The organism is Marinifilum sp. JC120 (assembly GCA_004923195.1).
Taxonomy (GTDB): Bacteria; Desulfobacterota; Desulfovibrionia; order Desulfovibrionales; family Desulfovibrionaceae; genus Maridesulfovibrio.
In genome coordinates this window covers 1-14,169 of sequence record RDSB01000008.1, presented here as the reverse complement: position 1 = coordinate 14,169, position 14,169 = coordinate 1, and the positions used below count along the sequence as shown (strand labels likewise).

Below are 14,169 nucleotides of genomic sequence, written 5' to 3'. Positions count from 1 at the left end.
CGAAGCAGCTTTTACGCTGCTTCAGATTTCTTGCTGAGAATAAAATTGTGCAGATCCCCAAGGGTGCGGATGGCCTTGAAGGCTTCGTCTTTCTTGATTTTTATCCCGAATTCCTGCTCCAGAACGATAACCATGTCCACAGCATCAAGGCTGTCGAGATCAAGGTCGTCTTTGAAGACCGCTTCAGGGACCATTTCGTCCAGTTCCAGCTCGAATTCCTCAGCCAGAGCGGAGTTGATTTTTTTTATTATTTCTTCATCAGTCATTATGATCTCCTCAAAACCAGCGATGTATTTATACCGCCAAGGGCGAAATTATTTTTCAGCGCATATGTAATTGGTCTTGTCTGCAAATGCAAGGCGTTGTTTATCGCAGAACATTCTTCAGCAGGATTAGTCAGATTTGCAGTGGGAATGATAGTATTTTCTTGCATCATGCGCACTGTGGCGATGGTTTCAATGGCCCCGCTGGCAGCCATGGTGTGCCCCAGATGACCTTTCAAGCTGCTTACCGGGGGAGTTGATCCGAGCAGGGTTTCCACTGCCTGCGCTTCAGATGCATCACCCTGTAAGGTCCCGGTGGCATGGGCATTCACGTAATCAATATCTGTTTCGGAAATTCCGGCATCATTCAATGTTTCGGACATGCAACGTGCAATGGCATCCGCGCTGGGGGAAGCCATGTTTCCGCTATCACACAGAGATGAAAACCCGCTGATTTCGGCAAGAATTTCAGCCTCGCGAGCCTTGGCATGATCATAGCTTTCCAGCAGCAGTATGCCCGCACCCTCAGAGCAAACGATGCCGTCCCGCTTTGCGTCAAAAGGCTTGGATGCTGTGGTTGGATCATCTTCGCCGGAAGTGGAAGCCGCTTCGATAATGTCGAAGGTACCCACGGTCAGGGGATGGAGTTCGTCCGTACCACCGCAGAGCATGACATCCTGCTTGCCGTGAGCAATGGCTTCTGCTGCAAGGCCGATGTTCTGGCATCCGGTGGAGCAGGCAGCAGAGGCCGCAATCACCCGTCCGCTGATTCCCAGAAATTGGGCAAGGTTGGCGGCTGCGCTGTGGTTCATGATTTTGAAAAATTCAGTGGTGCGGATGGCTTCAAGGGAGTTTTCCGGCAGGTAGAGCTTGAAGAATTGCTCAAGGGCCTGTGAGCTTCCGGTGGTGGAACCCACGGAAAGTCCGGCCCGTCCTCCAGTCAAAATGTCTTCACTCATCCCGGCCTGCTCGATGGCTTCAAGGGCGGCAAGGGCTGCGAAAATAGACATGTTGGACATGGTCCGGCGGGCTTTGCGGGGAATGGATTTGATTTTTACCTCCGGGACTCGTCCGCCGATGCGCGGACGTAAGCCCTTAATACCGTCAAGTTCGTCCAGCCGGGTAATCCCGGAACGACCTTCAAGCAGACCGTTCCAGAGTTCTTCAACTCCACTGCCCAGCGGGGAAACCACACCCATTCCGGTGATGACTACGCGTTGTATATGCATCTCAATTCCTCATGTATCTTTTGGTGTCCGCAGATGAATCCGCAGGTCAAGTAGGCGGAAATCACCGCTCCCATGACACCCGGTGCGATGATGGACTGTCCGGCCAAAAGCAACCCTTTTATCTTAGTCGCTGGAAGGGGATTGTATTGTGAAATAGTGTGCGCCGCTCCGTACATGCTGCCGTAAGGGGAATGACAGTAATCGCGTAGGGTCAGCGGGGTTGCAGCGTCTATGAATTCAACTTGTCCGCGTAGTTCCGGGCAGCGGGCAAGGACTTGTTTTTCAAAATCGGCCATAATTTCGGCTTTGAAATCAAGATAGTCCTGCGGTCTGGTCGTCAGTTTGGAATCCTGCCACTTGCTGAATTTATCAAAGCTGTAGGGCATGATGGCGGTTACACTCTGCTTTCCGTCCCGGCCAAGGGTTTGCCCGGCTGAAAGGAATATGGCGTTGTCGGCCATTTCAGTTTTGCCGGAAAGAACTTCATTGTAATTTGATTCCGGCCAGAGGTAGATGTTGCGGCCTTGCAGAGCTTTGATGGGAGTTTCTGCAATTCCGAAAAGGATCAGTGCGGAAACGGTTTCCTGCAATTCATTGATCCTGCGTCGGAAAATCGGGCGGAATGCTCCTTCTTCTACACAACGCAGCATGGCAGCCGGATGCGCGGACCAGATGCAGATTTTGCCACGCAGTTTGGTTCCATCATCTAAAAGCAAGCTTTTGAAATTTTTATCTTTGTCGTAATTGATGCGTACTGCTTTTTTGTTGCAGAAAACATCAACCTCATGTGCTTTAAGTTGCTTTTGGTATGCATCAACAAGTGCTTTGCCTCCGCCTTCAATGGTGTGCGAGGAGCGGAAATATGACCCGGCTACAAGGGCGTGGGTGGATAGCATGGCCTGTTCCGGCGGGGTGCCGTAAAGCAGGGCGTGACAGCTGAGCAGGTCTTTTAGTTCCTGATTGTTGCTGATGGAATCAAGGTAATTTTTCAGGGATTCTGTTTCATCATGGGCTGCTGATTCCAGATTGAAATCCAGCTTGAAATTAAGAAAAGATGAGGAGTCGAAAATTGTTTTGATCCGCTTTAGATATTGATCAATTGCATGCTTTTCAGCGGGAAAGGCTTGGTGCAGGGTCTGGCAAACCCGCTCAAAACCGTATGGCAGGCAGATTTCGTGTTTACTTTTCTCAAAGCGGAAGCAATCGCAGCCTTCTTCATTAAAAGGGATTTTAACCAGATCATCCCCGATACCCAGATGTTTGAAATAAATATCCAGCGGATCGCCATCACCCATTCCGCCGATGAGATGGATTCCGGTTTCGAAATGCACTCCTTGTCTGCTGAAGCCGCGCACTGTCGGTCCGAGCAGAGGAAAGGCTTCCACCAGCGCGACTTTATGTCCCTGTTTTGCCAGCAGCAGGGCTGAGGTCATGCCTGAAATTCCCGCGCCCACAACTATTTGATCGTAGCTATGCATTAAAATTCAAGCACAAGGCAGGAGTTGGTTCCGCCGAAACCTGCGGAGTTGAGCAGGGCTTTTTGCGGCGGACGGTTGTCTTTTTCCGTTAGGATATTCAGCCCGGAAGTATCTTCGTCGCCAGCCGTGAAATTGATGTTCGGCGCAGTGAAGCCGTAATGATTCATGAGTGTGGTGTAGACCACCTGGCTGGCCCCGGACATCCATAGTTCGTGTCCGGTCATGGATTTGGTGGATGAAACGCGTGGGCTGCTATCGCCGAAAAGAGTTTTTATATTGGCGGCTTCTGCTCCGTCACCGGCCGGAGTGGCTGTGGCGTGGGCGCAGATATAATCGATATCCGCCGGGGTGAGTCCGGTCTGTTTGATGGCTTTGGCTCCGGCCCTTGCCAGTCCGTTCCTGCCGGGAACTGAAATATGCTCGCCATCCGAGGAAAAGCCGTATCCGCTGACTGTGCCAAGAATGTCGGCTCCGCGTTCTTTAGCAAGATCGTAACGCTCCAGCATGATAGCTGCTGCACCGCCGCTGGGCACCAGTCCGTCACGGTTTTTGTCAAAGGGGCGGCTGGCCTGTGCGGGATTTTCGGTGCCGGTGGAGAAGGCTCCCAGCCCGTCAAAGCTGCACATGGATTGCCAGTTAAGTTCTTGCGCACCGCCGCAAATAATCCGGTCCTGCTGTCCCATGGCAATGAGACCTGCGGCCTGACCCACGGCATGTCCGCCGCTGGAACAGGCCGAACTGATGGTCCATGCCGCTCCACGGGTTTTGAAAAGTGTGTTCAGATTCATGGTTACGCAGGAAGTCATGGAACGGAAAACCGCGCCGCTGCCGATGAGTGATGTTTCGCCCCGTTCCTTAAGCAACTCCACTTGATCAAGGGCGGCAATGCAGCTGGAATCGCAACCGAAGATGAGTCCGCTTTCATCATTGTGCAGGTCTTCTTCGGTCAGTCCGCATTGATTAAGGGCCTGCTTTGCAGCAGCGTATGCCTGCACCGCGAAATCGGGCATGGTCTTGCGCTGCTTGCGGCCCAGCCATTCTTTGGGATTGAAATCTTTGATTACCCCGGTCAACGGGCTTTCGAAGCCGAGTTTGATCCGTTTTTCATCAATTTCAATGCCGGATCGCCCGTTCATGAGGGCGTCTGCAATGGTTTCAAGGTCTGAGCCCAGAACCGAAATGGCCCCGATTCCTGTGATTGCCACTTTGTGCAAGGAATGTTCTCCGTGAAATTAGGTGTGAATGCCGCCGTTCACAGCGATGGTCTGCCCGGTGATGTAGCTGGCCTTGTCTGAGCAAAGAAATGAAACCACTCCGGCAACTTCTTCAGGAGTGCCCAGTCTTTTCAGCGGAATCTGTTGTTTGATCTGGTCTACGGGAAGCTTAGCAACCATGTCCGTTTCAATAAACCCGGGGGTGACCGCGTTGACCAGAATGTTGCGCTTGGCTACTTCCACGGCCAAAGAGCGAGTGGCCCCGATGAGTCCGGCTTTGGCAGCTGAGTAGTTGGTCTGTCCAGCCACGCCGGTTTCGCCGGAAGTGGAAGCAATGTTGATGATCCGCCCTGTCCGTTTGCGCAACATGCGTGAAACCACGGGCTTGGTCACATTGAAAAAACCACTCAGATGGACTTGCAGCACTTTATTCCAGTCATCGGAGGACATCATCATCATGATAGAATCCCGCGCGAATCCGGCATTGTTGACCACGATGTAGGGCACTTCGTCCTGTAGCAATGGGGATAGCGCGCTTTCTACCGCATCCTCATCGGTCACGTCGAATTTGAGCAGGGTACATTTGCGTCCTATTTCGCGGATGGTCGCTGCGGTTTTCTTCGCGCCGGCATCATCGCTGCGGTAGTTGAGCCAGATATCATATCCGTCTTCAGCCAGTTGCAGGGCTATAGCCGCGCCGATACCTTTGCTGGCTCCGGTAATCAAAGCAATTTGTGACATATTTTGTCCGAAATAAATTCGCCCAACACAAAAAGGGGCTCAAGGCCCCTTCCAGACAGCTGATAAAGCACCATCTGCGGCGTTGCTGCGAAAAATATTGAAACTTACGTATTATAGATACGCATCGTTCCAATGTTTTTCTTGCGTCTTGCATCTGGCACTTTCTCATCAGTCTGGTGATTTTGCTAATGGATTATGCGTTAAAATTAAATGTTGTCTTCTTTGGAATTTCTACCTTCGTCATACCCGCCTTTAAATTCTCCGGGCATTTCCTTGACTTCCTTGATGGTCTGACCTGTGGCTTTGCCGATTTTAGCACAGCCAAGGGAAGAAATCATAAGTGCTGCAATGATCAATGCAGCGGCAATTCTGGTGATCATATCTCCTCCAGCGTGTTTTTATTGTCTCTAACTAATCCGGTCTTTTTTGAAAAGTCAATTCCGGGCAGCAACGGATTAGCGCACAATACAGCCGGACATGGTCGACAGTCTATTGCGTCCGCTTTGCTTGGCTTCATAAAGAGCGGCGTCGGCGATTTCAATCAGTTGTGCCGGGGTGGTCAGTTTCTCTTCACTGCTGGCCAGACCGATGCTTATAGTCATGTAATGGGTGCTTGCTTCATATTTAAAAGGGGTTGATTCTATTGCCCGGATCAGCCTTTCTCCTATAGCTATTGCTGTTTCCTGATCCGTTTCCGGCAACAGCAGAGCAAATTCATCCCCCCCAATACGGGCTAGCAGGTCATTTCTGCGCAGATGGGATTCGCAGATTTCAACGATATGCCGTAAACCTTGGTCTCCTGCCTGATGTCCGTACCTGTCATTGAGTTTTTTGAAATGGTCGATGTCAAAAAAGAGCAGGGTAAAAATCGTCCCTTCGGTGATGGAGTCGTCAATGAATTCTTGTAACCTATGTTCAAACAGGCGGCGGTTGATAGCCCCGGTGAGCGGGTCGGTAACTGCTTCCTCGCGTAACCGTTCCTCTTCGCGTTTCCGTTTACGTATATCAATCAGGATTCCGGCCAGCTGTTCCGGGTTACCGTCTGTACTGCTGCGTGTATTGCCTATTAATTCCACCCAGCGCAGGTCTCCGCAATCTGTGAACAACCGCATATCAAAACGGAATACTCTTTCACGGTTACCCTTGAGATATTTTCTGACCGAGGATAGCAGCGGGCGGCGGTCTTCCGGGTGAATTAAGTGCAGGGCCTGATGCAGCGAAAAGCGAATATTGTCAGTGGGTACGGGGACAGAATGAAGTAATTCCGGTGAACACCAGATCTGGCCTGTTTTGAAATCGAATTCCCAGACACTGCTGTCTGTAAGCCGCTTGAGAATACTGAACTGCCTGCGTTTGGCACTGAGCCGATCACGCAGCACTGCATTTGAAATAAGGTATCCGGCGGTTTTGAGAAGGGCTATTTCTACATCCGACCAATCATAGGCCCGTTCGCAGTCATCAAAGCCGAGTGTTCCCCACCACTTGTCTTCAACCATGACTGGTATGGTCAGCATGGATTTGATCTTCTGAATTTTAAGCTTATCCTGTAACCAGCCCGTTTCCAGTTGATCGACAATCATCTTCTGCCATTCACCGCGTAGCCTGCTTTGGACTGTCTCCCGGTATTCCGGGCGATCAATCTTGTTGGTGAACATACTAAACATGGGCATGCCCAGTTGTTTGTAGTGCGGCGTGGCAGCCCATTCAAATGTGTAGTTTTGAGTGATGTGGGTCTCGGTCAATTCAATGGTTTGAAATATCCAGACCCGGCTTACTCCTGTCGCCAGCCCAATAGCGGCAAGCAGGCTGTTTACCCCGTCCGGCCAGCCTTTGCCGGATGTTAGCTCTTCTGCGCTCCGGGCAATTGCCGAGAGAAGGGCTGCATTAGATCCCTTTTCATAAGAGCTACCTAGATTTTTAAAATTCCCCGTATTTATACCCATAAAGTATGTATTTCATTTATAGTCGTTGTTCGTCAACCGTGTGAGCACGGTAAAGCATTCAGACTCAATTGCAAGGCCTTCATGATTACTTTGTAAAGATCCTCTTTGACTACCGGTTTTGCTACATAGTCATTCATGCCTCCTTCAATGAAACGGTTTCGGTCCCCCTGCATGGCATATGCGGTAATAGCTATGATCGGGATGCGTTTGTTGTGTGCCCCGGCTTCTCCACGTCTAATGGCCTGCGTAGCTTCAATGCCATTCATCAAGGGCATTTGCACATCCATGAGTACCAGATTGAAGTCTTCATAAAATAATTTGTCCAGAACCTGCTGTCCATCGGTTACCGCCTCAACAGTGAATCCCTGTTGTTCAAGGTATTGCTTGGTATAGAGTCTGTTCACTTTTTCATCTTCAGCTATGAGGATGCGATAGTCAGCGAAAGAGGGTGTGGCTTGCGGTTTTGTCTGTAACCGTTCTCTCTGCTCGGGGGCGTAGTCCGGTATGGCAAAAGGAATGGAAACGTAGAACGTAGTTCCTTCTCCGGCTGCACTGTCCACAGAGATAGTCCCGCCCATAAGCTCAGTGAGTCTTTTGCAGATGGACAACCCCAGTCCAGTACCCTGATACTGGCGGGTGTATCCCTCACTGGCTTGAGTAAAGGACTGAAAGAGTTTGTGCATTTTGTCGTCAGCAATTCCAACTCCGGTATCTTCGACAATAAATAGAATACGGCAGTGGCCGGGAATGCTGTGGGGTAATGCCTGCGCTTCAATTGAGACGTGGCCCTCATGGGTGAATTTTAAAGCATTGCCTACAATATTGGTCAGAATCTGTTGCAAACGGGCCGGGTCTCCGCTGACAATTTCGGGCAATCCGTAAGGCTGGTGGAGTTTCAGTTTGACCCCGGAGTGTCTTGAGGTGACTTCGAAAAGTTCGAAGACATGTTTCATTTCGTCGATGGGATCGAAATCCCTGTTGTAAAGAGTCAGTTTGCCAGCTTCTACACGAGCAAGATCAAGAATGTCAGAGAGGACATTGTTCAACCGTCTGGATGCCTGCATTGCCGCGTTGATATACTCTACTTGCTTGGCAGGCAGAGTGTCCGTTATCATAAGTTGCAACATCCCCATTATCCCGTTCAGGGGGGTGCGGATTTCATGACTCATGTTGGCTAGAAATTCGGACTTGGTATTGCTGGCAGCTTCCGCCTTTGCTTTTTCCTGTTCCACTCGCTCAAGGGCATTCTTCAGCTCCGTGACGTCCCGGACTATACCTTCCACCATAACGGGATTGCCGTGTTCATCGTAGAAGGGGACGTTGCTTTGCTGTAGCCATTTTACCGTTCCATAGCGGTCAATGATTCGGTATTCCACAAGGGGGGCCATTTTGCCGTCGGCCATATCCTGCCATTGCTGGTGCATGAATTCTTTCCAGTCCGGATGGACCATATCAAAGAAAAACTGCGAATTATCGTAAAATGTTCCCGGTGGATACCCGGTTATATCTAAGCAGGCAGGACTGACGTACTCAAATCTCTTGTCCGGCACGGAAAAGCGGTAAATGAGGTCTTTAGTGTTTTCAGCCATGATTTTAAAACGGGTCTCTGCTTTAGCCAGTCTTTCTTCAATCCTTTTGCGTCCACCAATATCTTCGGCTACCCCTATCACTTCCGTTGGGGGATTGTCCGGGTCAATGGGATTGAACATTCCCCGGATGAAAGTTGTTTTTCCTCCGGTCACGGAAGTGTAGTAGTCTTCGTATTCTGTCGCTTCTCCGTTAATGGCTCGGCGTAATTTTTCAGACACTTTCTGTGGGCTGTTTTGGGCGACGTTGAAACCGATCAGTTTTCCCCTGGTGGAGCCCATCTGGTCTATAAATTTCTGGTTACAATCGATAATGGTTCCGGTTTTGTCGAAGCGGACCATTGCCAGCGGAGAAAAGTCAAAAATCAACCTGTAATGGTCAGCATCTTTTTGCGTTTTCTTAGCCTTCATGTCTTCTCCGAAAATATATTGTTTGTGCGTTGGTTTCAAAAGACTAAAGCATAATACAGAATAATTTATGTATTGTGAATTAGTAGTGTGTTTCTTGTAGATGGTGACATGTTTTAATTGCACCTTTAGAGTCATATAAAAATGTTTGTAATTGAAACAGTTGGTTAACGGTTGTATAAGATCACTAGTAATGATTTGTTTTTTGCGGGTTATTCTGTTTTTAATGGAGTTAAGTATGACCAAAAAATGTGTTCTAGTCGCCATGCTTGGTGGTGCCATAATGTTTCTTGTCCTTTGGATGACAGGCTCGTTTGAGTCCGGGAGAATTGAAAAAGGCCGTATTATTCCAACTCACAGCATGGAGCCGCCAACCAGCACTGCTGTTGCAAAGTCCATGACTGTTCCCGTAATTTATGAAGCGGTCGGAACTGTTCGTCCTGAGACTGAAGCCTCCATTGAAGCGCAGGTCACCGGAAAGGTTCTCAAGGTTCTGGTCCGTTCAGGGCAGAAAGTTAGCAGGGGTGACAAACTTCTCGTGCTGGACAGCCGTGAACTTATGACCCGGCTAGAAAGCGCGCAGCAGGGCTTGAAGTCTGCCGAGGCTGCGGAGCGTCAGGCTCGTGAAGCCATCAATGGAGCAAAGGCCGAGTCCGATACAACCACTGCTACATGGAAGCGAATGAAAAAACTTTTCGAAGGCAAGGTCGCCACTCGCGATGAATTGGATCGGGTTGAGGCTACTTACCTTAAGTCCAAAGCTGTTCTTGCTCAGGCTGAGGACGGTCTTGATGCTGCTACAGCCGGAGTTCGGCAGGCTCGTAAAGGCGTGGAAGCAGCCCGCATCAACCTTGACTATGCCACGATAACCGCCCCGGCTGACGGGGAGGTTGCCAAGCGTATGGTTGAGCCGGGTGATCTGGCTTTTCCCGGAAAGCCACTTATGCTGATTCAAACAGGGGGAACCTTGCGTTTGGAAGCCCTTGTGCGCGAAGGCGTTATCGGTCAGGTGCGCATCGGGCAGAAGTTGGATATTGATATTCAGGCCCTTGGCGAGAGAGCTGAAGCGGTTGTGGAAGAAGTGGTTCCATCCGCCGATCCCCTGACCCGTACATTTCTGGTCAAAGCCGGACTTGATCCCTTACCCGGACTTTATCCCGGTATGTTTGGGCGGTTGCTTATCCCGGTTGATGAAAAAAAAGTAGTTCTCATTCCCGCAAAAGCTGTATCCCGAGTGGGCCAACTTGAAACCGTTCTGGTCAAAAGCGGAGAGATATGGGAGCCGGTCTATGTGCGTAGCGGTGCAAAGCATGGGAGTATGATTGAGATCCTTTCCGGGGTGAGCGGTAACGAGATCGTGGGTATAACTTTTCCCGCAGCCGGAGGTCGGCAGTAATGTCCGCTTCGGTAAATCCAGAACAGGCTCAAGGATTGATTGCGTCGGCAGTCCGGTTCTTTTTGCACTCCAAGCTTACAGTGGTGCTGGTCATCGGCGCGCTTCTGCTGGGAGTGGCTGCTGTGCAGCTGACCCCGCGTGAAGAGGAACCTCAGATCGTGGTGCCCATGGCGGACATTATGGTGAAGGCTCCCGGCGCCGGGGTGGAAGAGGTGGAAAAGCTGATCACCACCCCGCTTGAGCGTATTCTTTGGCAGATTGACGGAGTTGAGTATGTTTATTCCATTTCCCGGCGTGATTCCTCCATGGTTACAGTCCGCTTCTTTGTGGGTGAGGATCGCGAAGAATCCTTGATCAAGTTACATAATGCCATTGCTAAGAACACTGATATTGCTCCGGGGATAGCCTCAAGCTGGGTGATTAAACCTGTTGAAATTGATGATGTCCCCATTGTCTCTCTGACTCTTTATCCGTCTGAGGGGCGTGAAGATATTTCCGATTTTGAACTGCGGAGGGTGGCCGAAGAGCTTGCTCCCCGGCTGGCTGAGGTGGAAGATCTTTCCCGCGTATCCCTTGTTTCCGGGCGTTCCCGTGAGGTGCGGGTGGAGTTGCAGCCCGAACGCATGGCCGGATTCAATGTTTCTTCATTGGAGATAGCTCGTGCCCTTGAGGGTGCGGACCAGTCGGCTGTGGCAGGATCAGTGCTTTCCGGCAATCGTGAAATAACTGTCTCTGCCAATTCATTTTTGGAAGATGCCGCTGACGTGCGTAATCTGGTGGTCGGGGTTTTTAACTCCCGCCCGATTTACCTGCGCGATGTGGCCAAAGTCATCGACGGTCCGCAGGAAGCTGACTCTTATTCCCGGATCGGTTTTTCACGTATGTATCTGAGCAAAGCGGGACAGGACCCGGAGCAGGTTTCCCGTCCGGCGGTAACCATAGCCTTTTCCAAGAAAAAAGGGACCAACGCGGTTAAGGTTGCTGAAGCTGTGCTTGAGCGCATGGAACAACTGCAAAAGGCGATTCTGCCAGCAGGAATTGAAGTGGAAGTAACCCGCGATTACGGGAAGACCGCTGACGCTAAAGTTGACGAATTGCTCGGTTCATTAGGATTCGCTGTGATTACCGTGGTTGTTCTGTTGGCTCTGACTCTTGGCTGGCGCGAGGCTGCTGTGGTGGCTCTTGCCGTGCCGATCAGTTTTTCACTGGCCCTGTTCGTCAACTATCTGTTCGGTTACACTATCAACCGGGTTACCCTTTTCGCGCTCATTCTTTCCCTTGGGCTGGTGGTGGATGATCCCATCACCAATGTGGACAATATCCAGCGGCACATCCTTATGAAAAAAAAGAAGCCGTCCGAGGCAACTCTTGATGCTGTATCCGAGGTTTTGCCCCCCGTGATTATGTCCACACTGGCGATTATTGTCTCATTTGTTCCGCTCTTTTTCATCTCCGGGATGATGGGACCGTACATGGCACCCATGGCCGCAAACGTGCCGCTGACTGTGATCTTTTCCACGGTCTGCGCCCTGACTATTGTCCCATGGCTGGCTTTCCGTTTGCTTAAGGATTTGCAGCCCAAATTCATGGCGACAGATTCCGGTCCGGGCCGTATTGAAACTATGTACACCCGGATTATTACCCCTTTTCTGGAATCCCGCGCACATCGCTGGATGTTGGTGGGAGTAATCGTGGTTGGGCTGATCTTTTCCATGGCTCTCGCCGGATTGCGAATGGTACCGCTTAAAATGCTCCCCTTTGACAACAAAAACGAATTCCAGATTGTCATGGACATGGATGAAGGTACTCCCCTTGAGCAGACTGACCGGGTGGTCCGTGAAATGGAGCAGGTTCTGAAAAGCGTACCCGAAGTGACTAACTTTGTGACTTATGCGGGCAAACCGTCCCCCATGGATTTTAACGGGCTGGTCCGTCATTATTATTGGCGCGAGGGCGGGCACATGGCCGATATCCGGGTCAACCTTGCAGATAAATCCCGGCGCGAGGAGCAAAGTCACGCAATTGTTCTGCGCTTACGTAATGAGTTGGAACAGGTTGCCCAGCGCAACAACGCGAATATCAAGATTGTGGAATCCCCGCCCGGACCTCCGGTCATCTCCACTATTACGACTGAAGTCTACGGGGCCGAGGGCCGTCCATATTCTGCCCTGATTGAGGGCGCGCAGCAGATTGTGGATACCATGAAACAGGAACCCGGAGTGGTGGACGTCGACACTTCCACCGAAGCGGAGCAGACCATGATCGACTTTGTGCTCGACAAGGAAAAGGCTGCTTTGCATGGAGTCAGTGCCCGGGACGTGGTAAATACTTTACAGATGGCTCTTTCGGGTATGGTTCCGGCAACAGTTCACGAACAGGGTGAACGTAATCCGCTTCCGGTGCGGCTGATCCTGCCGCTTTTGCGCCGGGCAGATGTCTCTTCTCTTGAGCAGCTCAAAGTGCTCACGGCCGAGGGAAAAAGTGTACCGCTGGCTGAGTTGGGCCATCTGGTTGAGATCAGCCGGGAGCAGCCCGTCTATCACAAGAACCTCAAACGCGTTGTTTACGTGTTCGCGGAAATGGCAGGACGCGCACCGGGTGAGGCTATCCTTGATATGCAAGGGAAGCTTGATAGTGACCCGCTGCCTCCGTTTATCTGGTCCGATTGGGCAGGGGAGGGAGAGTGGCAGATTACCCTTGATGTTTTTCGTGACCTCGGCCTTGCATTCGGCGCGGCCCTGCTGGGCATCTACATTCTGCTCATTGTGGAAACCGGATCATTTGGCATGCCGCTCCTGATCATGTCTGCCATTCCGCTTACCCTGCTGGGCATCATGCCCGGATTCTGGCTGCTCAATGTAATCAGTGCCGGGACCGTACAGGGCGTAGTGGGGGAAGCTTTTGCCGATCCGGTCTTCTTCACCGCAACGGGCATGATCGGTATGATCGCGCTGGGAGGGATTGTCATCCGCAACTCTCTGGTACTTATAGACTTCATCCGCCAGTCCGTTGCCGAGGGGATGAAATTAAAAGACGCCATCATTAAGTCCGGTTCCGTGAGGCTGAGACCTATTGTTCTTACTGCGGCTACCACCGCCTTGGGTGCATGGCCTATCACTCTTGACCCGATCTTCTCCGGGCTGGCATGGGCGTTAATCTTTGGATTGTTGGCATCAACCCTGTTTACACTACTGGTAATCCCGGTGGGGTATTATGTTTTTGAGAAAGAAAAATAGGTATGTTGACTTACATCATATAAATCCTATTTTCTTTGTGTGAAATATAAGCCGTAGCGGTTGAGAAATTCAACCTGAACCCAAACCCGACCTTTTATATGGAGGTTGATATGGCTGATTTAGAACTCAAGAATCTTAAGGACGTAACCATAAAGAATATTGACCACAACAAGGTGCTGAACCTGACAGATCTGGTAGTTTATCAGGAAGGGCAGGTGGTCAGCAGAACTCTTTCGCAGGTCAAGCAGATTTCCCTGACCCTGTTTGCTTTTGATACCGGGGAAGGGATCAGCACTCACAGTGCCCCGGGCGATGCCATGGTGCAGGTGCTGGACGGAGTGGCCGAAGTAACTATCGGTAGCGAAGTCTTTAATGTGGCAGCTGGTGAGTCTATCGTCATGCCCGCAAATATCCCTCACGGCCTTGAGGCGCGTGAGCGGTTCAAGATGTTGCTGACTTTGATTAAGCAGTAGATTGAATACTGAAAGTGTTTATGGCCCCTTCATATAGTATAGTTGAAGGGGCCATTTCTTATGCGGCACAATGTCAAGCACCCCGTCAAATCTATCTTCAAGTCTTTTTAGGCCGTAGTCGTCCCTCACCTAATGGTGTAACTATTGATATTCCTTTTCTTATTCGTGCTCTGAGGCACCAAGTACCGATTCGGTATCAAGT

10 protein-coding genes are annotated in these 14,169 nt (G+C 50.7%); 3 read left to right on the top strand and 7 right to left on the bottom strand.

Annotated features, from left to right (window positions below; all coding sequences use genetic code 11):
• Positions 1-11 precede the first annotated feature (11 nt).
• From D0S45_09405 to D0S45_09375, 7 genes are all read right to left on the bottom strand, one after another.
• Positions 12-266 (bottom strand): acyl carrier protein, encoded by a 255-nt coding sequence (locus D0S45_09405; GenBank protein ID TIH15790.1) that lies wholly within the window; start codon positions 264-266, stop codon positions 12-14.
• Positions 266-1,492: a beta-ketoacyl-[acyl-carrier-protein] synthase family protein gene (locus D0S45_09400; protein ID TIH15789.1), complete on the bottom strand. Its 1,227-nt coding sequence runs from the start codon at positions 1,490-1,492 to the stop codon at positions 266-268. The genes D0S45_09405 and D0S45_09400 overlap by 1 nt, the downstream gene beginning before the upstream one ends.
• Positions 1,474-2,970, bottom strand: coding sequence for an NAD(P)/FAD-dependent oxidoreductase (locus tag D0S45_09395; protein ID TIH15788.1), 1,497 nt, complete (start codon positions 2,968-2,970; stop codon positions 1,474-1,476). The genes D0S45_09400 and D0S45_09395 overlap by 19 nt, the downstream gene beginning before the upstream one ends.
• Positions 2,970-4,184: a beta-ketoacyl-[acyl-carrier-protein] synthase family protein gene (locus D0S45_09390; GenBank protein TIH15787.1), complete on the bottom strand. Its 1,215-nt coding sequence runs from the start codon at positions 4,182-4,184 to the stop codon at positions 2,970-2,972. Before D0S45_09390 ends, D0S45_09395 begins: the two co-directional genes overlap by 1 nt.
• An 18-nt stretch (positions 4,185-4,202) precedes the next feature.
• On the bottom strand, positions 4,203-4,925 hold the full coding sequence (fabG, locus tag D0S45_09385) for a 3-oxoacyl-ACP reductase FabG (GenBank protein ID TIH15786.1): 723 nt from the start codon (positions 4,923-4,925) through the stop codon (positions 4,203-4,205).
• 455 nt (positions 4,926-5,380) lie between these two features.
• The gene (locus tag D0S45_09380) at positions 5,381-6,868 is read right to left on the bottom strand and encodes a diguanylate cyclase (GenBank protein ID TIH15785.1); all 1,488 of its coding nucleotides are present in this window, start codon (positions 6,866-6,868) and stop codon (positions 5,381-5,383) included.
• Between the two features lie 32 nt (positions 6,869-6,900).
• The gene (locus tag D0S45_09375; GenBank protein TIH15784.1) at positions 6,901-8,865 is read right to left on the bottom strand and encodes a PAS domain-containing sensor histidine kinase; all 1,965 of its coding nucleotides are present in this window, start codon (positions 8,863-8,865) and stop codon (positions 6,901-6,903) included.
• A 235-nt stretch (positions 8,866-9,100) separates the two neighbouring features.
• Here D0S45_09375 and D0S45_09370 point away from each other — a divergent pair, with 235 nt between their 5' ends.
• The 3 genes from D0S45_09370 to D0S45_09360 all read left to right on the top strand — a co-directional run bounded on the left by D0S45_09370 (position 9,101) and on the right by D0S45_09360 (position 13,967).
• Positions 9,101-10,258 carry an efflux RND transporter periplasmic adaptor subunit gene (locus D0S45_09370; protein ID TIH15783.1) on the top strand — a complete coding sequence of 386 codons (1,158 nt, stop codon included), beginning with the start codon at positions 9,101-9,103 and terminating at the stop codon, positions 10,256-10,258.
• Positions 10,258-13,494, top strand: coding sequence for an efflux RND transporter permease subunit (locus D0S45_09365; GenBank protein ID TIH15782.1), 3,237 nt, complete (start codon positions 10,258-10,260; stop codon positions 13,492-13,494). Before D0S45_09370 ends, D0S45_09365 begins: the two co-directional genes overlap by 1 nt.
• A gap of 110 nt (positions 13,495-13,604) precedes the next feature.
• Positions 13,605-13,967 (top strand): cupin domain-containing protein, encoded by a 363-nt coding sequence (locus tag D0S45_09360; protein TIH15781.1) that lies wholly within the window; start codon positions 13,605-13,607, stop codon positions 13,965-13,967.
• The last annotated feature ends 202 nt before the right edge of the window (positions 13,968-14,169 follow it).

Excerpts from the sequence above, each read along its gene's own strand:
- D0S45_09405 (TIH15790.1), bottom strand. The coding sequence starts at position 266 with ATGACTGATGAAGAAATAATAAAAAAAATCAACTCCGCTCTGGCTGAG.
- D0S45_09400 (TIH15789.1), bottom strand. The coding sequence starts at position 1,492 with ATGCATATACAACGCGTAGTCATCACCGGAATGGGTGTGGTTTCCCCG.
- D0S45_09395 (TIH15788.1), bottom strand. The coding sequence starts at position 2,970 with ATGCATAGCTACGATCAAATAGTTGTGGGCGCGGGAATTTCAGGCATG.
- D0S45_09360 (TIH15781.1), top strand. The coding sequence starts at position 13,605 with ATGGCTGATTTAGAACTCAAGAATCTTAAGGACGTAACCATAAAGAAT.
- fabG (TIH15786.1), bottom strand. The coding sequence starts at position 4,925 with ATGTCACAAATTGCTTTGATTACCGGAGCCAGCAAAGGTATCGGCGCG.
- D0S45_09365 (TIH15782.1), top strand. The coding sequence starts at position 10,258 with ATGTCCGCTTCGGTAAATCCAGAACAGGCTCAAGGATTGATTGCGTCG.
- D0S45_09370 (TIH15783.1), top strand. The coding sequence starts at position 9,101 with ATGACCAAAAAATGTGTTCTAGTCGCCATGCTTGGTGGTGCCATAATG.
- D0S45_09375 (TIH15784.1), bottom strand. The coding sequence starts at position 8,865 with ATGAAGGCTAAGAAAACGCAAAAAGATGCTGACCATTACAGGTTGATT.
- D0S45_09380 (TIH15785.1), bottom strand. The coding sequence starts at position 6,868 with ATGGGTATAAATACGGGGAATTTTAAAAATCTAGGTAGCTCTTATGAA.